Genomic DNA, 20,286 nt, shown 5'->3' on the forward strand with positions numbered 1-20,286 from the left:
TACCCAAGGCGACATATCCCATCGGGCCCTCTAAATATTCTTGCACTACACGGTACTTAAATTCTTCTGCATGTTTCGTCATTAAAAAACCCCAAAAGTTGGTGTCCAACTTTTGGGGTTCAGTTCAATTTGCCCTTTTTTCTTTCATTTTACGGTTGCCAGTAATTTGGTTTGCTATAGGCTGCGCGCAAATAATCAACAAAGGCGCGAATACGTAATGGCAGATGGCGACGTTGAGCAAAGATGGCGTAAATATCGTTACCTGGCGCATTGTATTCATCAAGTACCGTGATTAGCTTTCCTTGTTCAATTTCACTTCCGACTTCCCACATCGAGCGCCAAGCGAGTCCTTTGCCAGAGAGTGCCCAATCATGCAGTACGGCGCCATCGTTGCACACCATGTTGCCTTCGACTTTGAGCAAAATATTCTTACCATTATCTCGGAAAGTCCAACCTCGTTGACTACCATCGCTACTGAACGTCAGACAGTTGTGCTTGCTTAAGTCGTGCAGATTCATCGGCTTGCCGTGTTTTCGAATGTAGTCTGGGGAGGCTACCACCACACGCTTATTGTCTGCAAGCTTAACGCCAATAAGATTAGAGTCGGTCAGGGTCGCAATACGAATCGCAACGTCAACGCCTTCACCGATGAGGTCCACCACTCGGTCATTCAAATTCAGGGTCAGTTTGACTTCTTGATGTTCTGCGAGAAAGGCGGGAATCAACGGCGCCACGTGTTGTCGACCAAATCCTGCTGGCGCAGAGATCGTTAATTGACCACTTGCTTTAGCACTTCGCTCGGAAACTGAGGTTTCGGCTTCTTCGAGTTCCGTCAAAATGCGTTGGCAGTCCTCCAGAAAGGCGGCGCCTTCTATCGTAAGCGCGATTTTTCGCGTGGTACGTTGTAAAAGTTTAACGTTGAGTCTTTCCTCTAAAGCATCGAGCCGACGGCCGATCATCGCAGGTGCGACCCCTTCGGCGCGCGCCGCGGCCGACAAGCTGCCGCGAGTAGCGACCTCAGCAAAAGTAGAAATTTGTTTGAATTGATCCACCGCTTCTCTCCTAATTCTTTGGGAATTGCCCTTGTTCTGACAGGGCAAGCGCCAAGGGTCTCTTTTTTTATTGGATTTCCATGCTCGATTTACCGCTCGTGAGTAGCGAAAACGATTAAAGAGCTTTAGTTTTTTAACTAAAGTCTTTTTACAAAAAACACTTATATATTTGCATAGTAAAGCTCATTTGCAACTAAAATGCAAAAATACTGTGATATTTCGACGTATTATGTACACGGAAATGTTGAATATACTGTGTTTCAACAGTTCAATTTATTCTTTATGTGACGTGTTTTTTTGTTTTTTTTAAATAATTTTTAGTTTTATGAATGATTTAGTCATTTATCCAGCTAAATATCGTTACAGATAAAAATATGTTGCGGTGCGATGAATAAATCCGAAACGGCGGTTTTTCTTTGATAGTGAGGTCAGCATGACACAATTACATTTACCAAACGGTTTGCAAATCACGGGCGATATCAAGCCCGGCTTCGAACAGATTTTGACGAGAGATGCGCTGAACTTAGTCGTCAAACTCAGTCGTCATTTCGAGAACCGCCGACAAGAACTCCTTGGACTGCGGGTAGAACGAGCCAAGCGTATGGATGCAGGCGAACGCCCAGATTTCCTTCCTGAAACCGCACACATTCGTACAGGTGATTGGACAATTGCGCCGATTCCTAAAGCTTTGGAATGCCGTCGTGTCGAAATTACGGGGCCAGTCGAACGTAAAATGATTATCAATGCGCTCAATTCTGGTGCGGATAGTTACATGACAGATTTCGAAGATTCCAATACTCCTAACTGGGATAATCAAATATCGGGACAAATTAATTTGCGCGATGCTGTGCGTCGCACGATTAACTTGGAGCAGAACGGTAAGAGTTACCAGCTCAATGACAAAATCGCGACACTGGTGGTGCGTCCACGTGGTTGGCATCTCGATGAGAAGCATGTGCTGGTCGATGGCAAGCGTGTGTCAGGCGGTATTTTTGATTTTGCTCTCTTTATGTTTCATAACGCGAAAGAACAAATCGCACGCGGCGCTGGGCCGTTTTTCTATTTGCCCAAAATGGAATCGCATTTGGAAGCGCGATTATGGAACGACATTTTTGTGATGACACAAAATGAACTGGGTCTTCCACAAGGCACGATCAAGGCAACGGTTCTGATCGAAACCATCGTTGCTGCTTTTGAAATGGATGAGATTTTGTATGAGCTGCGCGAACATAGTTCCGGCTTGAATGCTGGACGTTGGGATTACATCTTCTCGTGTATCAAAAAGTTTAAGAATGATGGGGATTTCTGTTTAGCAGATCGTGCGAAAGTGACGATGACTTCACCGTTTATGCGCTCTTATGCGTTGTTGTTGTTGAAGACCTGCCACAAGCGTAGTGCTCCCGCAATCGGCGGAATGGCAGCATTAATTCCGATTAAGAATGATCCGGAGAAAAATGAAGTGGCGATGGCTGGTGTTCGCAATGATAAAGCGCGTGATGCAACCGATGGTTATGATGGGGGATGGGTTGCTCATCCAGGATTAGTAGATTTGGCGATGGCAGAATTCAAGAAGGTATTAGGTGATGCTCCAAATCAAATTCACAAACAACGCCCAGACGTGAACGTGACAGCGCAAGATTTGTTGAACTTTCAGCCAGAGACACCAATTACAGAAGCTGGTCTGCGTTATAACATTAACGTTGGCATCCATTACCTTGGTGCATGGCTTGCAGGTAATGGTTGCGTGCCTATCCATAATTTAATGGAGGATGCTGCAACGGCGGAAATTAGCCGTTCTCAAGTATGGCAATGGATACGTTCTGCAAAAGGTTTGCTGGAAGATGGTCGTAAGATAACTGCTGACATGGTCAAGGCAATGATCATTGAGGAATTGGTGAAAGTGAAGCAATCGGTAGGCGAAGGAACGACCTACGATCGTGCGGCGAATATTTTTGAAGAAATGTCGACGTCTTCCGCATTCGCAGAATTTTTGACATTACCTTTGTATGAAGAGATTTAAGTCGCATTTCTGCGCTAGTGGTCAAATCGAGTGGGAACGAGGAGATACGTCACTATCTGAATCATCGGGAAGATAGACGTAAAATCGAAGAGAGTGAGATCAAAAGTCTCACTCTTTTTTTTTCGCGGAAAGCGGGTGTTTACTCTACAATGAGCTTCGTAGGAATTATTCTTGTGATAGTAAAAACTATGTCAATCGCGCCAGCATTTGGCAAACCCATATTAAACGGCGACCGGAAAGATAAGCGATGAAGAAAATTAGTGTGGTACTCATGATGTTTTTTTGCGTACTTAACGTTGCATACGCAGAAAAGAAGAAACCTGAAACAACAACTGTCGATCAAATTACTTTCACCAACGAGATGTTTGATTTCAGCATCAAGAAGCCAGAAACGTGGGTCGCACAGAATACGACTGATTTGTTAGCCTTGCAGCAAAAAGGTTCGGCCCTTATGGCAGGCGATAACAAAACAATGAAAGCCGCACTCGATAGAGCCTTGGATACATCATTGCCCTTGTTTTCTTTTCTGAGTCATCCCTTAGGTACGAAAGGTCAAGCGATCATTAGTGTGGTATCTGCGGCTGAAAATGTGAAAGCGGCGCCAGTGTCATTGACTGCGTGTGATTACCTTGAACATGTGAAAACGCTCATGGCAAAAGCAGCGGTGAAATCGACAATGTCGGATAAATGCCAAGTGCTAGATACTGGAAATGCGAAATTATCCTATTTTGATTCGAAAATGGAGGTCAATGGTGTAGTCATCCAACAGCGTTTCCATGCTTGTCGCAAGAGTGGATATATGGTGAACGTTGTGCAATCTTTTTTGGATGAGAGTGGTCGACAACAAACTACAGATATCGTGAAAACCTTGAAAATTCGTTGTGATTAATCTCAATGATCGTTTTTGTTCGTAACGCAGGCCGTCAACTTTCCATGTACTTTTAAAGTTTGTGATTTTTAATTCTTAAATTATTAATGCTGTCGATTGCAATGCACTTGCTATGTGCGGTATTCGCATCGTTGTTCAATCTTTATCGGCGTGCGCGCTTCCCATCCGTATTAAACGTAGTAGACTAGGAGCAACTATCTCTCCAGTTCATCCACTTTTATTTTCTATTTTCACGACATCTGTCATCGCTAACGCGAACACGTAGTCAGTCATACTCGCTAGTTTTGTGAATTCATGGGGGCTTTATGCTACAGAATCTTTCGATCAAGAGCAGCTTGTACTTTGTATTGTCTATCCTGTTGATCATGCTGACGACGAATGGAATTGTCAGTATCGTCGGGCTTAACTCTGTTAATGAATCATTACGAACGGTGTACGATGATCGATTAGTGGCAATGGGGCAACTTGATCAAGTGATTCGCCTAGAAAGCGAGAATCATTTTTTAGTGGCAAAAGCGTTGAGTGATGATCCTGCACAAATAAAACAAGTGATCGATCAAATTGAAAAGAATAAAACGACTGCAGCTAAAGTTTGGGCCGAGTATTTGGCGACTTATTTGACCCCGGAAGAGAAGCAACTTGCCGCGGTGTTTTCTATGGCTTTTAAGACGTTTAATGATGATGCTCTTAGTGCTGCCGTCACGGCGCTGAAAGCGCAAGATATAGAACAAACATCTAAGCTTTTGAGTGGTAAGTTGGCACAACAATATGCAAAATTGATTGAGCCTATGAATGCGCTCATTCAGTTGCAACTCAATGTCGGGAAAGCGGAATATGAGCAATCACAGAGCTTCTTTGGGAAGTTCAAGATTTTCTCGATTGTTCTCATCTTGTTAGGAATTTTGGTTGGGGCAGTCATCGGCTATTGGTTGATCTCCCGAATTACACAGCCTTTAAATTATGCTGTAGAGATTGCACAAACGGTCGCCGCAGGTGACTTGCGCCAAAAAATAAACGTAGATAGCGAAAACGAAACCGGCCAGCTTTTAATCGCACTGAAAGGCATGAATGAAAGTTTGATTCAAACTGTGTCGCAGGTACGTTTTGGTACCGATACAATTGCCGCTGCTTCAAAGGAAATTGCAACAGGAAATATGGACTTATCTTCGCGGACCGAGTCGCAGTCGTCTAGCCTCGAGCAAACAGCGTCAGCCATGGAAGAGTTGACCTCTACAGTGCAGCAAAATGCTGATAATGCACGACAAGCAAATCAATTGGTTTCTCGCGCTTCGGATTATGCAACCAAGGGCGGGGATGTGGTTGATCAAGTAGTAATGACAATGGGATCAATTAAAGAGAGTTCACGAAAAATTGTCGATATTATTGGCGTGATCGATGGAATCGCTTTTCAGACAAACATTTTGGCGCTCAATGCTGCAGTGGAAGCGGCAAGGGCGGGGGAACAAGGACGAGGCTTTGCTGTTGTCGCGAGCGAGGTACGTAGTCTCGCTCAACGTTCTGCAAGCGCTGCAAAAGAAATTAAGGAGTTAATTGGTGACTCGGTTGAGAAAGTGGAGGCCGGTGGTCGTCTTGTAGACGAAGCTGGCGTTACGATGGGACATATTGTTACCTCAGTAAAACAAGTAGCGGACATCATGGCAGAGATTGCAGCAGCGAGTGGCGAGCAAAGTGACGGAATCGCGCAGGTCAATCAGGCTGTAATTCAAATGGATACGACGACCCAACAAAATGCAGCCTTAGTTGAACAGGCTGCCGCTACGGCTGCTAGTCTAGAAGAGCAGGCGGCTAATTTGGCCGAAACGGTAGGAGTTTTTAAGCTAGATCTAAATCATACGGTGCATGTTGTAAAGAATGTAGTCTCATCGAGGAGAAGATCCGACTCGTATCAACTTTCTGCTTAAACGAGGCTTCACAATGTAAAAAGCGAGCTCGAAGCTCGCTTTTTTTATTCACAAATGACCTTTAAGCTTTAGGCGCTTGGTGGCACATAACCTTGAGCAGCATCCGCGCCGTCGCCAAAGAAATGCTTTTCCATTTGTGTTGCCAGATATTTGCGTGCACGTACATCGGCCAAGTTCAAACGATTTTCATTAACCAACATGGTTTGGTGTTTGAGCCAAGCAGCCCAAGCTTCTTTGGACACGCCTTCGAAAATCTTTTTGCCGAGTTCGCCAGGATACGGTGGAAAGTCTAAACCTTCAGCTTCTTTATCTAATTTAATGCAGTGGACCATGCGGGCCATAATCGGTACTCCCTTATATCATTTGTCATTCAAAATGCAGGCTGGATTATACGTTTGATTCTTAAATTCCGTTGAACATTGGTGATTTAGAGTTGCTTGATCAAAACCAAAGACTTACGCTGCCAGTTGTACATCTTTTGACGATCTTTGGGTAAATCGTCGACTGTAGCTTGAACGAAACCTCGTTTCAAGAACCAATGTGCAGTGCGAGTCGTGAGTACGAACAAAGAATGGAAGCCAGCGCGACGTGCGCGTTTTTCGATGTGCTTCAAAATACGTTCGCCATCACCCTGGCTTTGCACTTCTGGATTCACCGTCAAGCATGCCATTTCCCCCATTTTGTCGAAGGGGAAGGGATACAATGCCGCGCAACCGAAGATCACGCCATCATGTTCGATGACTGAGAAGTAGTTAATCTCGCGCTCGATCAGTTCACGACCGCGTTTGACGAGCGTACCATCGGCTTCGAGTGGCTCGATCAATTTAATAATACCGCCGACATCTTCAATGGTTGCTTCGCGCAAGCTTTCGAGATTTTCTGTTGATACCATGGTACCAACGCCATCATGGGTAAATAATTCGAGTAAGGCGGATCCGTCGATTTTATAGGGCACGATGTGGATACGTGGCACACCACCGCGGGATGCTTTCACTGCATGTTCGAGGTAGAAGCTCGCATCAGCAGGTAAGTATTTTTTCTCGAGTTCGATTTCTGCTTGCTTGTAGGAGAGCTCGCGAATTTCGTCGCCATCTTGATCCATCATCATCGGTGTTTCAGAAATGATGATGAGCTTGTCAGCGCGTAATGCACTCGCCGCAGAAACCGCTACGTCTTCCATGGTTAAGTTGAACGCCTCGCCTGTTGGCGAGAAACCGAGCGGTGACAATAATACTAAGCTACCAGCATCGAGAATACGACCGATGGTGTCATAAGCAATTTTGCGCGTGACTCCGGTCAATTGGAAGTCAACACCATCAACGATACCGATCGGTTTGGCCGTAATGAAATTGCCGGAAATGATGCGAATCGCGGAGTGGGCCATTGGTGTGTTAGGCAAACCTTGGCTAAACGCTGCTTCAATATCTAAACGTAATTCACCTGCTGCTTCTTTCGAACACTCAAGCGCTGCTGTATCGGTAATACGTACGCCGTTGTGGAAGCGGCCTTCGACATTACGCAGAGCCAGCTGCTCAGCGACCTGCGGGCGTGAACCGTGGACAATGACAATTTTGATGCCCAGTGCATGTAAAAGCGATAAATCCTGTGCCAAAACGGGCAGGGCGCCAGCCACCACTAACTCCCCCGGAAAGGCAACCACAAAGGTTTTCCCACGGAAGGCATGAATATACGGCGCGACGGAGCGCAGCCATTGAACGAATTGAACAGAATTTTCCATAGACGAATTATAATCGCAGGACTATGTCATCTAACAAAACTACGAAAAATTCTCCGGAAAAAGTCGCTTCCGATCTGCGTCAACTACGCGATAAGCTGCGCCAGACCGCTCAAGAGGCCGTAAAACCCAATAAATTCCATAGCAAGGCAAAGCCAGCTGCGGTCAAAGATAGTCGAGATCTTGATAAAAATAATGCGGAAAAAGCAATAAAATCGAGCGCACAGAGCCCGATGAATAAGCAGAATCCTCAGCCTGAGTCGCAAAAGCGGACTGCAAAGCCTTTGCCCAATGAGCGCAAGCAAGAGCCCGCAACCACCTTTCGTAACCCGATTCCCACAATAACTTATCCGGAAGAGTTACCGGTTTCTGGGCGTCGACAAGAAATTGCGACTGCCTTGCAAGAAAATCAGGTCGTGATTGTGTGTGGTGAAACGGGCTCAGGAAAAACGACCCAATTGCCGAAAATTTGCCTCGAACTCGGACGAGGGCAAAAAGGGTTGATTGGGCACACGCAGCCACGTAGGATCGCCGCTTCATCAACGGCCAAGCGTATCGCGCAGGAGCTTAATTCTCCACTCGGGGAACATGTCGGTTTTAAAGTACGCTTTACTGATACCTTGAGCAAAGGTGCCTCAGTCAAATTGATGACCGATGGTATTTTGCTGGCGGAGACGCAGAATGATCCTTTGCTGCGTCAGTATGACACCATCATCATCGACGAGGCACATGAACGTAGTCTAAACATCGATTTCTTGCTGGGATATCTCAAGCAAATCTTACCGAAACGTCGTGATCTGAAAGTGATCATTACTTCAGCGACCATCGATGCGCAACGCTTCGCCAATCATTTTGCTGATGGCGGTAAAGCCGCACCCATCATTGAAGTGTCAGGGCGCTTGTATCCGGTAGAAGTTCGTTACCGCCCCGTACAAGAAGGTGAAAAAGACAAAGAGCGCGATTTGATGGTGGCGATCACCGATGCAGTTGACGAGTTGTGCCGTTTAGGATCCGGCGATGTCTTGGTGTTTCTGCCAGGTGAACGTGAAATTCGCGATGCCGCGGAAGCCTTACGTAAGCATCATCCACCGCATGTAGAAATTTTACCTTTGTTTGCTCGTCTTTCTGCGCAAGAGCAAGAACGGGTGTTCAAAACTTCGAATGCGCGACGCATTGTGCTGGCGACCAACGTTGCAGAAACATCTCTGACAGTGCCAGGAATTCGTTACGTGGTCGATGCGGGATTGGCTCGTGTGAAGCGCTACAGCTATCGCAATAAAGTCGAACAATTACAGATCGAGCCAGTTGCACAGTCGGCGGCTAACCAACGCGCAGGTCGTTGCGGTCGTGTGGCAGCAGGTGTTTGCATACGGCTTTATGACGAACAAGAATTTAAACAGCGCCCGCCGTTTACTGAGCCAGAGATTTTACGCTCGTCTTTAGCGGCGGTTATCTTGCGCATGAAGTCTTTGCGTTTGACTGATGTAGAAACTTTCCCCTTTATCGAACCACCGATGGGGCGTGCCATCGCAGACGGTTACCAACTCTTACAAGAGTTAGGCGCCATGGATGACAGCAATCAGTTGACGGCTGTCGGTCGCGAACTCGCTAAGCTTCCGCTTGATCCTAGAGTGGGTCGCATGATCTTGGCTGCGCGCGACAACCAAGCATTAAGCGAAGTGCTGATCATTGCTGCGGCTTTATCGGTGCAAGACCCGCGCGATAGACCGATGGATGCGCAGAGTGCAGCAGATCTCGCGCATAAAAAATTCGCAGATGAAAAATCTGAGTTTTCTTCTTACCTAAAAATATGGAAGTGGTTTGAAGATGCTGTGGAACACAAGAAAACCAATCGCCAATTGCAAGAAAATTGCCGCAGTAATTTCTTAAGCCAAATGCGCTTGCGCGAATGGCGTGAAGTTCATTCGCAATTGCTGACGATCGTGAAGGAACAAGGCTGGCGTTTAAACGAAGCTCCCGCGACCTACGAGCAATTACATCTCGCTTTGTTGACTGGTTTGCTCGGTAATATTGGATTCAAATCTGAAGAAGATTCTCACTATCTTGGCGCGCGTGGCATCAAATTTTATGTGTGGCCCGGTTCTTATCTGGCGAAGAAAGCTGGTAAGTGGATTATGGCAGCGGAGTTGGTTGATACCACACGTTTGTATGGACGCTGCCTAGCACAAATTCAACCTGAATGGTTAGAAAAGGTCGGCGGTCATCTTCTGAAAAAATCATATGGTGAGCCGCGATGGGAAAAGCGTACAGGGCAGGTCTCAGGCTTTGAACGGGCAACGCTATACGGTTTGGTGGTGTATAGCCAACGGCGCATTCAATATGGATTGACCCATCCAGCAGAAGCACGAGAAATCTTCATTCGTGAAGCCTTGGTTGAAGGGGATTTTGACACACGTGCACCATTCCTCGCCTATAACCAGAAACTGGTACGTGAAATCGAAAACATTGAACATAAATCACGACGCCAAGACGTCTTGGTCGATGATCATTTGATTGCGGCATTCTACGACAAGCACCTGCCTGCGGATGTATATAACGCTGTCTTGTTCGAGCAATGGCATAAAGAAGCGACGAAGAATAATCCGAAATTACTCTATCTAAATAAAGACGAATTGATGCGGCATGAGGCGGCTGGTATCACCACTGATGTCTTTCCTAAGACTATGCAGGTGTCGGGTGTTGCTTTGCAGTTGTCCTATCATTTTGAACCGGGTAGTCCACGTGATGGCGTCACTTTGTGGGTGCCTTTATTCTCCTTGAATCAAGTGTCGAACGAGCGTTGTGAGTGGTTAGTGCCGGGTATGGTTAAAGAGAAAGTACAACTCTTGCTGAAATCTTTGCCACAAAAGATTCGTCGTCATTGCGTTCCTTTGCCAGACTACGCTGCTGGATTTTGTGAGCGCAATGATTTCGGTAAAGGGAACTTTCTTGATACGCTTATCGCCGATATACGTGATCAAAAAGGCTTGCAGTGTTTGACGACAGACTTCAAGTTCGAATTGCTACCGCCCCACTTGACGATGAACTTCAAAGTAATCGATGAGCATGGACGTCAGTTAGAAATGGGGCGCAATCTGGCGAGCTTGCGCGCCGAGTTTGGCGCACAAGCGCGAGAAAGTTTTCAAAAAATTGCGAGCGCTGATAAATTGGCTTTATTGGAGGGTGGAAAGCTCCTTGCGAATAAAGATACAACGAGCCATGCATCTAGCCCAGCAAATAAGTCAGCAAATAAGCTAGAGCATAAGCATGCGGCATCTTCGCCGCGATCAGACGCGCTCACTGCACAGCCAGCCGCTATGGCGCAGGAGAACATCACCGCCTGGACTTTCGATGAATTACCTGAGTTACTTGAGGTTCAGCAGGGAAAACAGACTCTAATTGGTTACCCAGCATTGGTCGACAAACAAACGCATTGCGTGATTGAGGTATTTGATGATCCTGATGAAGCAGCTCGGATACATCACATAGGCTTGCGCCGTTTGTTTGCATTGCAAATGCGTGAACAATTGAAATTCCTAGAAAAAAATGTTCCTGGCCTGCAGCAAATGGGGATGCAATTTATGTCCTTGGGTTCGCAGGAAGAATTGCGCGAGCAAATTATTACGACTGCTTTAGACCGCGCGTTTATGCAGTCGCCATTGCCTAAGAATTCTGGGGAGTTCAATCGACGCCGTGAAGAAGGTAAGGCAAGGTTGAATCTGTTAGCCAACGAAATTGCACGGCTCGCGGGATTAATCTTGGCCGAATATTACAGCCTGCCGAAAAAGCTGCAAGGACTAAAAGCCCATGTGCAAGCTGCCGCAGATATGCAACAACAGCTACAACAACTAGTGACCAAACGATTTATTGCAGAAGTCGATTTTGTGCAGTTAGCCCATTATCCGCGTTATTTGAAAGCGATCACGGTGCGCATGGATAAATTACGCGCTGATCCAGCGCGCGATTCAAAGTTGATGACAGAGTGGAATACGGTTGCCGCTCCATGGCAAAGAACACCACGCCGATCAGGTGCTGATGCCGATCCAAAATTAGTTGAGTTTCGCTGGTTGTTGGAAGAGTTGCGCGTGTCCTTGTTCGCACAAGAGTTGAGGACGCCGATGCCGGTATCGGTGAAGCGCTTGCAGAAGGTGTGGGAGAGTTTGTTGCGTTAAATATTGACCACTGGACGGGCTGCTTGCAGCATCGTCGTTAGTTTTTACCTATGTAGGTTACTAAAGCTAAGTCAATGCACCAGACCAATACTCGCCCAATGCCGCTCGCAGTTCGGTATGAAATTCTGGACGAATCGGTTCGAACATTTTATGTGCCAACAACTGCTGTAGATGGTCGGGATAGTCGAGTGATTGCCATAGACCTCGCATGAGTGCGTAGGTGCGCATTAGTAGCGTGACGCCACGGCCCGCTTCGAGGGCGAAGATTAGATCGACTTGCTTTCCGGTGTCGACCAGAGCGCGCGTGAGTTCAAACTTAAAGGCATACAAAAAATCATCGCTGAGATTCTGCTCCAAAACGCTGTAGGACATCGCGTCTAGCCTAAGAAACTCCGGATGAGACTGTACATAATTCGTCACCGTGGCAATCAGTTCTTTGGCGAGTTCCTGCTTTAGTTTTTTGTTCGGTTTTTTGGTCGAGCTCAGTAGGCTTAGGCACCGGTGAATACTCGATAGTAATCCGGAAAATTCTTCCGCTAGCAGTGCCAAGAAAATCTCTTCTTTGGTACTGAAATACAGATAAACAGTACCTTTTGCAAGGCCTGCTTGGGTCGCGATCGTGGCGACTGCTGGAAGTTGTCGGTCATCTGCGAGAAATAAGTCGCGAGCCGCACTGAGAATGAGGCTGCGTTTGATCTGCTTTTCGTCACTGCTGATAGCGCGTGTTTTCATGTTTGATGGAAGTTGTGTTGTAGTCTTATTTTAGCTTTGTTTGCGTATAGATTGCGTCGGATTCAATCACAACTTTTCCTTTCACATCAGACTTAGCTAGTGCCCACATCATGCTCGCCACTTTGGTGGTACTCACCGCACGATAACGCAGGGGCAAGAGTGGTGCAAGCATCTTGGCCAAGAAAATGGCGATCGCTTCGCCTTGTCGTTTTTCGGGGCGAGGTCCGCCATCAAGAAAAGAAGGGCGGACAATACCGAGTTTGGCAAAACCTAGGTTTTCTAAATCCGCCTCAACTTTGCCTTTCACTTGCAAATAGAAGGAACCTGAAGTTGCATCGGCACCCAGCGATGAGTTGTACACAAATGTTGATACCCCCGCGTCTTTGGTGATACTTGCTGCCCGTAGGACATAGTCGTGATCAATGGTCCAAAATGCCTCGCGAGTTCCTGCGATCTTCATCGTGGTGCCGAGCGCACAGAGGGCAACATTTGCCTGCCACCACGACGCGTCTAGGGGAAGATTGTCGAAATCGACGATAGGGTTCCTTAACTTCGCGTGAGGCGGCAATGGTTTTCTCGTTGGTGCGATCACTTCGCTGATCGTAGTATCTTCTAGCGCTTGTTGCAGCAACTGTTGCCCGACAAGTCCTGTCGCGCCAAGTATTAGGCATTTCATATCGCCACTCCTTCTTTAGTTTTTCATTAAGAGATAAGCTAATTTGGTTTGAATGCTGCGCGATGCAAAACGATTTGAGAAGATCGTCAACTTATTGATTAAGCCTGGTACTACACTCGCTTTTCCTGCAAAAAGGGCTTTCAAGCCTATCGCTGCAACGGGTTTGGATTGCATCATCACCATGCGTTGATAGAGCGTTGCTTTTTGTCCTGAGACTTGTAAGAAACTGGTTGCCGTAATACCAGGAGATAACACACTTACTTTGATGTTGTGCTTGGCTAACTCATGATGTAGCGCTTCGCCAAACAACAGCACATAGGCTTTGGAAGCCGAATAGGCCGCATAAGTAGGCGTGGCTTGGTAGGCACCGATACTGGCGACTAGCAAAATGTTCCCACCTCCATGTTGTTTCATATCTTGGGCGAATACGTGGGTAAGGGCTGTTAAGGAGAACATGTTGAGCTTGAGCATCTCTTCCGTTTTACTCAAGGCTTGATCGAGAAACTCACCAAATAAGCCAAAGCCGGCATTGTTGATGAGCGTCGTAATTCGTATTCCTTGTGCATCGAGGGTTTGCTTTAGTTCCGATGCTGCTTCCGTGGTGCTCAAGTCTCGCCCCAGTACTTTTACTTTCACAGCATATCGATGTTCGAGTTGTGCCGCGAGTTCTTGCATCGGTTCGATGCGGCGCGCAACCAATACTAAATTTGAACCGCGTTCAGCCAGTAAATGGGCGAAATCGATACCGAATCCGCTTGAAGCTCCAGTGACTAATGCCCAGGTGTTTGTTAAGTCTTTCATTTTACTATCCTCACTTCATTGAATTTTAAATGACTGATGGTCATTTGTGTTTGAAAATTAAATGACCAGAGGTCATTTTTCTTGTAAAAAGAAATGACCGTTGGTCATTTACTCGTTATCATAGAAAAACATGAACTCACGGTCAAGCGAGTTCTTTAGAAAATACTTTCTAAAGATTGTCATTTAGTTCTTATTTGGAAACTCACGATGGCGTAGGAAAGTCCTTGTGATTCGAAAAGTGATGTAGTACCTGTCGATACTTACCAAGAAGGTTTGCGTCTGCCTTTTGCCCAGTCCGTATGAGTCGGGCTCGCGTCGATTTGCAAATCATCGGTGGTCATGAACAGATACTTGCTGCCCACACGCCCACGATAGATGCTCTTGGCCTCCGATACGGTTCGAGTTACGGCTGCTAAATTCCAAGCATCGGCCATGCTGCACTTCACAGTGCCTGTGAGGAATAAGGGGTGACGGTGGAAACGTCCCCAATTGCGTGCCTGTTTTGCGTGAATCTGTTGATTTTTGCTGAGACTTTTTTGCGCCCATGCCCAAGTGAAGCTGCCGCTAGTCTCATCATATATGCCAACACTTTGAAAGTGGCAGGTCGCCGTTCGGTCTCCTGCGAACTTGAAAACGATGACCCCAGCGTCGAGATCTGCGGTCCAACCAGTCTCCTTACCATACTGCCAGTTTGCCGCATGCTGACGATTGTGCTCAAGCATCTCGTTGAATGCGGTTTGCATGAACAAGCGTGCGCCTTCATCTGGTGAAGATGAAGTTCCCTTAGAGAGAAAAGATAGTAGGAAATTAGTAAATTTGAGCATAATCACGAGCGAAAGCCGTCAACGTACCACGGTCACTATAAACTCATGTGCTAGGCATTGATACGACAAATACAAACAAGATTTCACATGAATTTGCGAAATGAGTGTTGCATTATATCATTATTTTTAGCATTGCCTAATTTGTAGGCACTGCAAGCCATTGGCATATACTCGTTTGCGTTGTGTTCTTTTGCAAAAAATTCTTGATAGTACGTCGAATCGTGAGATCGAAATTTTATTAAAAGAGAAAGATAGGCCTTAAAAACGCATTTTGAAATTAAACCGGTTAAGTACAGCAACTAGGGTAAAGATGAATGCAGCATATAGCACGCATGCCAATATTCCTATCGCCCCAGTCAATTGATGAAGTGGAGAGTGCCATCCCGTCATCCCATAAATTGCTTCAACGATGAAAGGGATCAGATAGCAAACTAAGGGATTGACTGCCGCAGGTTCAAAAAGGGATATCCAACTGTGAAGTTTTTTGAGATCAATCAAATAATACAAGACCGAAAAAAAACCGACGCAGATAGCAGCCGAATAAAAACACCAGCTTGGTGTTGCATAGATTTTCGAAATAGCGAAATAGGGACGCAGAAGCGCTGCCGAGAGGGCTAAGGAACATGCGAACGATACGGCCTTAATAAAACGTCCTTGGATAGTAGTGGAGATGGCGCCATCAAAAAAGATCATGCTACAAACGAGCCCCGATAGTACGATCGTGGTATGGGCTGCATGTGCATCTTGACTCAGCAGGAAGCGAAATCCCAGATGCAGCGTACTAAAAGTAGAGTGACTGAGGGCATAGTAGACGGTGCAAATGAGAATCGCGATTAGCAAAGGAAAAATTCGCGTTGGGTTCAATAGAAAGATTAAGCTACTCAGCAAGTAGGCCCAGCCGATTAAACCAAGAATTCCCCACCATTGAACGCTCATCCAAGAGTTATTCTGGTCACCTCGATAGCAAGCCGCTAATATCAACAGCAAAAGCATGCCTGCGAGTTTGCCAGTTCGATTCCAAACCGGATTGTCGAAACGATATACACCCCATATCATCATAAACGCGAGGTATGAAAGCATGGACCAGGTTGCGATCGGTATCAGCATTTTACTTTCATCGAAGCCCGATTCCGCATTAACCATGAAGAGTCCCATCGTGATCAGGGCGAGGGCTCTAGCGAAGATGTGTTGAATGATTTGCCTAGAAGTTTCTCCTCGGCTGATTCTAGTTTTGATGCCGAATGGAATTGACATTCCTACGATGAATAAGAAGGCTGGGAATACCACATCGGGAAAACTCATAGCATCAACCTCTGCAGGCATGTGTTTGAGCCATGCGGAGATTCCACTGATACCATGTAGCTCATTGACAATAACCATTAGAAAAAAGGTGATGCCTCGAAACGCGTCGATCGATAAAATACGAGCTGATTTGATCGGCGAATCGCTAGATTGGGTTGTTATCATTGAGTATGCTTTCTCAACATGAGTGATTGATGTTAAGGCTTACTTTAATGGAACGGCTGCAGTTTGACTATGCTGAGATCTACTTTCCAGGATAAGGGAATTTACCTATTATCTAAATCTACTCGGCAGTGTTCAATCACATCACTTGTTAGACATTTTCTATATTCGGAAAGCATCGCGCTAATATGATCTTTACTTTTGGTTCCGCTTTTAGGTTTTACATCCTCCTTGTGAGAATGTTTCTTGGGCTAGCTATCCTTGGCGCGCATACCTGCGCCCAAGCGAACGAATTAAATGTATGGGTAATGTCGACTACTGCGCAGCCGCAACAAGATATGAAAGATATCTTGCGTCCTTATTTGCAGGCCAATCCATCACTACGAGTCAATGTAACGGTGCTAAATTGGGAGTCAGCGTGGGCGCGTATCAATGCTGCAGCGGAGTCTGGACAAGGCCCCGATTTGCTTGAATTGGGTAGTACTTGGGTTACAGCGATTTCGGCAAAAGGTGCGTTAGAACCTGTGCCAAGTACCGTTCAAGGCCTAGTCGGTGGTGCTAAACAATTTTTCCCAGCTCTATGGGGGAGCACGCATCGTTTGAACGATAGCCAGATCTATGCAATCCCTTGGTATGCTGGTGCGCGAGTAGCTTTTTATCGTAGCGACTTGTTTCAACACGCGGGAATTCGCCCCAATGAAGCTTTTGCCAATTGGGGAAGTTTCAAACAAGCGATGCAGAAACTCAAGGGAATTAAGCTAGATGGAAAACTTGTTGGCGCGTTTGGCTATCCTGGTAAGAATGACTGGGATATTCTGCATAATTTAGCACCGTGGATTTGGAATGCTGGCGGTGATTTCCTGAACGCAGATCAAACGAAAGCGATTATAAACTCTCCAGAAGCGATGCAAGCAATACGCTATTTCAAAAGTTTTGCCGATGAAGGAATCGTACCTGCATCGGCATTGGAGAGGGATTCTGCGCAAATTGAAGCAGGCTTCTTCAAGGGAGAATATGCAGTGATTTTTAGCGGTCCTTGGGTCTTGAAAATGTTGAGCACAGATAAGGCAAAAGGCGGTCAGCGGGAGTCAGTAACGGCGAGGAACTTCGGCGTCGCTTCGTACCCTGCAGGTATTAAGGGAAATCAAACTTTTTTCTCTGGCTCTAACTTAGCGGTAATGAAGTCTTCTAAAAACAAAGAACAGGCTTGGAAGCTATTGCAATTTTTAGTGTCGCGCGAAGCACAAATTAAGTACAGTACATTGTCAGGTATGTTACCAGCACGATTGGATGCTCTGGATGACCCTATACTTCAACAAATGCCACATTATGCGGATTTCATAGCACAAGTGAAATTGGGACGCCATTATCCAGTGCTACCTGCTTGGGGTAAATTAGAAACGGTGTTCCGCACCCATATCGCACAGGCGGTAAGTATGAAAACAAATGATGGCAGTGATTCAAACAAATTAGGTGCATTATCTCTTAAGCGAGTTTTAGACCAAGCGGCAAATGAGGCAGATCGTATTTTGAAGGAAAATCCTTAGAACGATTGCCATAGACTAGGCGGGATATCTCTCAGTTTTGCCGCCAACTCCATACTAGTTCTGACATTAAGCTTTTGGCAGATATGTAAGCGATGAGCCTCCACTGTTTTGGGGCTGATATTGAGATGGTCAGCGATCTGTTTGCCGAGATAACCTGCCACGACCTCCGTGAGTACCATGCGTTCACGTTGGGTTAGCTCTGCAATCTCTTTCAAAATCGCTGCTTGGCTCTGGAAATTTTCTCTTTCTCTTGCATCCGTTTGTAAGGCGCGGCTTATCGCATCCAAGAGACTGCGATGGTCGGCAGGTTTCTCAAGAAAATCGACTGCACCTTGCTTTAGTACCCGCACAACTAAGGGGATATCACCATGCCCACTCAGAAAAATTACAGGTGGCAGATATTGATGCTGTTGTTTACTACGGCGTAAAAGCTCGTCAAATAGTTCTAGTCCGTTCATCTCAGGAATGCGTACGTCGACCACTAAGCAATTAAAGTCTGTAAGCTTGGCATTTGATAAGAAGTCGTGGGCTCGTTCGAATTCTACACTGTGCCATTGCTTAGTTTCGAGGAGCATGGCGAGTGAGTTTCTGACGCTGCTATCATCGTCGATGATGGCGACACATGCTTGACTGCTTTGACTCTCTAAAGTTGCAGGATTCATGGACATATTCATTTCAATTAGAGATGGCGACTGATAGCACACCTGACGGTACTAATGGGGCGGTCGTTTTCGGAAGGCGAATCGTAAAGCTGGCGCCCGTATTTTCTTTGGTATTGTCAAGCGTCGGATCGGTGTAATTGTTAGCGGTGATACGTCCGCCATGGTTTTCGACGACTGTACGGCAGATCGCGAGACCTAAGCCCATACCATCAGCCTTGCTGGTGTAAAACGCCTGAAATAGTTTATCAGGCTCAGACAATCCTGGGCCACTGTCGAGTATTTGGATGATATAGGCTGTTTCGTCTTCTTGGAGGACGCAAGTGATATTACCTCCCAATCCGATTCCTGCCATAGCTTCGATTGCATTGCGCAATAAGTTGAAGAATACTTGTTTCAGCATTTCTGGGTCACATTCAATTGGCATCGCGGCACATTCTTGCTTGATTTCGATGCCGATATGGTTTCTGCGCGCGAGATCTTGTACGAGTTCGATCGCATCGATTAGGAGATGATGGAGCTCACGTAGTTCAAATGGTGCGCTATGCTTGTGAATGAAATTTCGCATACTATGCATAATTTTCCCTGCACGACGTGATTCCTCACCCATTTTTTTTAAAGCATGTTCAATCTTTGGCCAAGGTGGTTCTGGTGTATTCATGAAGCTTTCGATGGCAGCTGAATAATTCGCAATTGCTGCCAAAGGTTGATTCAGTTCATGTGCGATACCAGATGCAAATTCCGCCAAACTCGACAGGCGCGCAGTATGTTGAAGTAACTCGTCGCGTTCACGTAGTGCTTGTCGCGCACGACTGCGTTCCTGAAACCACCTTCGCAGCACGTGCAATAACCATGCAATCAATGCCCCAAATACGACGACTGCTAAACCTAAACTAGGCAAGAGCCACTCAGCAAAACGTTTTTCGCGCACACTGGTTTTTAAACTAAGTCCGCTATGAATCCCACCAAAATCAAGACGATTCACATCGCCTTGATGTTCTACGGTGCCGCTATCGCTAGGTGAAAGTTGTTTGTTCTCTTTGTCGACTAAATTTAAGTTGTAACGCTGGACAAACCACCAGGGAACTTCTTGGGTAAGTAACTTATCGAGGTCGTAGGTAATGATGACGTCGCCTAAGAGGCGACTTTCACTGTAGAGTGGAACGACAAGTACCCATAACGGCGCAAATTGTTCTATGACGTTACTATAGCTCGCTTGTTTTAAACCATGTGCTTTGCTCAAGGCTTCTTGAATTAAGGGGTCGTTCAAGGGGGGGAGTTGTACGGGACGCTGTTCATATATGGGTAGTCCGAGCACGCGTCGCTGGTCTCGATCGATATATTCAATAGCAAGAATCGCGCGATTTTCTTTAATTAAAGCGTCGATGCGTCGTAAAAATTCGGCATGACTTTGATCGTTGTGTGACTGAATGTCTTCGCCCCAATTCTGCAGAATACTTCGATGGGTTTCAAGTTTGTTGGTAATGGTTTGTTCAATCCAAAGCAGATCTAGTGAAGACTGCCTAGCATTGGAGGCTTGTTGGTCAGCATACCAATTCCACCCAATCGTGCTGAGTACGAAAAGACCTGTTGTAAGAAACAGCGCCAAACTGGCCCAAAGCCAACGACTATTCAAAGAGCGGGATGGTAGAAATCGCATAGAGCTTGGCGTGACCCGGATGGTTTGCGAATGTGAAAGTGTTGATGATGTTAAATCATCTGTTAATTTAACATTGGCAGCTAGGCTTGGTAAAGCAATCGATTGGCGAATTGAATGCATCTTAGTAAAGGTG

General features: G+C 46.2%; 15 protein-coding genes. 5 read left to right on the forward strand and 10 right to left on the reverse strand.

Annotated elements, in window-relative coordinates; all coding sequences use genetic code 11:
- Positions 1-149: 149 nt before the first annotated feature.
- On the reverse strand, positions 150-1,052 hold the full coding sequence (locus H8K36_RS17465; protein ID WP_186917814.1) for a LysR family transcriptional regulator: 903 nt from the start codon (positions 1,050-1,052) through the stop codon (positions 150-152).
- A 433-nt stretch (positions 1,053-1,485) separates the two neighbouring features.
- Between H8K36_RS17465 and aceB the strand changes: the two genes are divergently transcribed.
- From aceB to H8K36_RS19655, 3 genes are all read left to right on the forward strand, one after another.
- Positions 1,486-3,072: a malate synthase A gene (gene aceB / locus H8K36_RS17470; protein ID WP_186917815.1), complete on the forward strand. Its 1,587-nt coding sequence runs from the start codon at positions 1,486-1,488 to the stop codon at positions 3,070-3,072.
- 247 nt (positions 3,073-3,319) lie between these two features.
- Positions 3,320-3,961, forward strand: coding sequence for a hypothetical protein (locus tag H8K36_RS17475; protein ID WP_186917816.1), 642 nt, complete (start codon positions 3,320-3,322; stop codon positions 3,959-3,961).
- Between the two features lie 305 nt (positions 3,962-4,266).
- On the forward strand, positions 4,267-5,883 hold the full coding sequence (locus H8K36_RS19655) for a methyl-accepting chemotaxis protein (protein ID WP_186917817.1): 1,617 nt from the start codon (positions 4,267-4,269) through the stop codon (positions 5,881-5,883).
- A 68-nt stretch (positions 5,884-5,951) separates the two neighbouring features.
- Here the strand turns inward: H8K36_RS19655 and H8K36_RS17485 are convergent, their stop codons facing one another.
- Entirely contained in the window at positions 5,952-6,224 is a 273-nt protein-coding gene (locus H8K36_RS17485) for an oxidative damage protection protein (RefSeq protein ID WP_186917818.1), read from the reverse strand.
- Positions 6,225-6,310: 86 nt separating this feature from the next.
- Positions 6,311-7,621, reverse strand: a complete 1,311-nt coding sequence (argA, locus tag H8K36_RS17490; RefSeq protein ID WP_186917819.1) for an amino-acid N-acetyltransferase — start codon at positions 7,619-7,621, stop codon at positions 6,311-6,313.
- Positions 7,622-7,851: 230 nt separating this feature from the next.
- On the opposite strand from argA, the gene hrpA reads away from it, so the two are divergent.
- Positions 7,852-11,790 carry an ATP-dependent RNA helicase HrpA gene (hrpA, locus tag H8K36_RS17495; RefSeq protein WP_186917871.1) on the forward strand — a complete coding sequence of 1,313 codons (3,939 nt, stop codon included), beginning with the start codon at positions 7,852-7,854 and terminating at the stop codon, positions 11,788-11,790.
- 66 nt (positions 11,791-11,856) lie between these two features.
- Here the strand turns inward: hrpA and H8K36_RS17500 are convergent, their stop codons facing one another.
- From H8K36_RS17500 to H8K36_RS17520, 5 genes are all read right to left on the reverse strand, one after another.
- Positions 11,857-12,522: a TetR/AcrR family transcriptional regulator gene (locus H8K36_RS17500; protein ID WP_186917820.1), complete on the reverse strand. Its 666-nt coding sequence runs from the start codon at positions 12,520-12,522 to the stop codon at positions 11,857-11,859.
- Positions 12,523-12,547: 25 nt separating this feature from the next.
- Entirely contained in the window at positions 12,548-13,198 is a 651-nt protein-coding gene (locus tag H8K36_RS17505; RefSeq protein WP_186917821.1) for an NAD(P)H-binding protein, read from the reverse strand.
- Between the two features lie 15 nt (positions 13,199-13,213).
- The gene (locus H8K36_RS17510) at positions 13,214-13,999 is read right to left on the reverse strand and encodes an SDR family NAD(P)-dependent oxidoreductase (RefSeq protein ID WP_186917822.1); all 786 of its coding nucleotides are present in this window, start codon (positions 13,997-13,999) and stop codon (positions 13,214-13,216) included.
- A 260-nt stretch (positions 14,000-14,259) separates the two neighbouring features.
- Positions 14,260-14,742 carry a DUF6882 domain-containing protein gene (locus H8K36_RS17515; protein WP_186917823.1) on the reverse strand — a complete coding sequence of 161 codons (483 nt, stop codon included), beginning with the start codon at positions 14,740-14,742 and terminating at the stop codon, positions 14,260-14,262.
- Positions 14,743-15,081: 339 nt separating this feature from the next.
- Positions 15,082-16,290: a DUF5009 domain-containing protein gene (locus H8K36_RS17520; RefSeq protein WP_186917824.1), complete on the reverse strand. Its 1,209-nt coding sequence runs from the start codon at positions 16,288-16,290 to the stop codon at positions 15,082-15,084.
- 305 nt (positions 16,291-16,595) lie between these two features.
- On the opposite strand from H8K36_RS17520, the gene H8K36_RS17525 reads away from it, so the two are divergent.
- Positions 16,596-17,834: a sugar ABC transporter substrate-binding protein gene (locus H8K36_RS17525; protein WP_186917825.1), complete on the forward strand. Its 1,239-nt coding sequence runs from the start codon at positions 16,596-16,598 to the stop codon at positions 17,832-17,834.
- On the opposite strand, the gene H8K36_RS17530 is transcribed toward H8K36_RS17525, so the two are convergent.
- A complete protein-coding gene (locus H8K36_RS17530) occupies positions 17,831-18,502 on the reverse strand; it encodes a response regulator transcription factor (RefSeq protein ID WP_222611264.1) in 672 nt (223 codons plus the stop codon). The two genes, H8K36_RS17525 and H8K36_RS17530, sit on opposite strands and share 4 nt — an antisense overlap.
- Positions 18,503-18,509: 7 nt before the next feature.
- Entirely contained in the window at positions 18,510-20,153 is a 1,644-nt protein-coding gene (locus H8K36_RS17535) for a sensor histidine kinase (RefSeq protein WP_186917826.1), read from the reverse strand.
- Positions 20,154-20,286: the final 133 nt, after the last annotated feature.

The organism is Affinundibacterium nitidum, assembly GCF_014284155.1.
Taxonomy (GTDB): domain Bacteria; phylum Pseudomonadota; class Gammaproteobacteria; order Burkholderiales; family Burkholderiaceae_D; genus Undibacterium; species Undibacterium nitidum.

Coding starts and splice junctions, on each gene's coding strand:
- aceB (WP_186917815.1), top strand. CDS start 1,486: ATGACACAATTACATTTACCAAACGGTTTGCAAATCACGGGCGATATC.
- H8K36_RS17475 (WP_186917816.1), top strand. CDS start 3,320: ATGAAGAAAATTAGTGTGGTACTCATGATGTTTTTTTGCGTACTTAAC.
- H8K36_RS19655 (WP_186917817.1), top strand. CDS start 4,267: ATGCTACAGAATCTTTCGATCAAGAGCAGCTTGTACTTTGTATTGTCT.
- H8K36_RS17485 (WP_186917818.1), bottom strand. CDS start 6,224: ATGGCCCGCATGGTCCACTGCATTAAATTAGATAAAGAAGCTGAAGGT.
- argA (WP_186917819.1), bottom strand. CDS start 7,621: ATGGAAAATTCTGTTCAATTCGTTCAATGGCTGCGCTCCGTCGCGCCG.
- hrpA (WP_186917871.1), top strand. CDS start 7,852: ATGAATAAGCAGAATCCTCAGCCTGAGTCGCAAAAGCGGACTGCAAAG.
- H8K36_RS17500 (WP_186917820.1), bottom strand. CDS start 12,522: ATGAAAACACGCGCTATCAGCAGTGACGAAAAGCAGATCAAACGCAGC.
- H8K36_RS17505 (WP_186917821.1), bottom strand. CDS start 13,198: ATGAAATGCCTAATACTTGGCGCGACAGGACTTGTCGGGCAACAGTTG.
- H8K36_RS17510 (WP_186917822.1), bottom strand. CDS start 13,999: ATGAAAGACTTAACAAACACCTGGGCATTAGTCACTGGAGCTTCAAGC.
- H8K36_RS17515 (WP_186917823.1), bottom strand. CDS start 14,742: ATGCAAACCGCATTCAACGAGATGCTTGAGCACAATCGTCAGCATGCG.
- H8K36_RS17520 (WP_186917824.1), bottom strand. CDS start 16,290: ATGATAACAACCCAATCTAGCGATTCGCCGATCAAATCAGCTCGTATT.
- H8K36_RS17525 (WP_186917825.1), top strand. CDS start 16,596: ATGTCGACTACTGCGCAGCCGCAACAAGATATGAAAGATATCTTGCGT.
- H8K36_RS17530 (WP_222611264.1), bottom strand. CDS start 18,502: ATGTCCATGAATCCTGCAACTTTAGAGAGTCAAAGCAGTCAAGCATGT.
- H8K36_RS17535 (WP_186917826.1), bottom strand. CDS start 20,153: ATGCGATTTCTACCATCCCGCTCTTTGAATAGTCGTTGGCTTTGGGCC.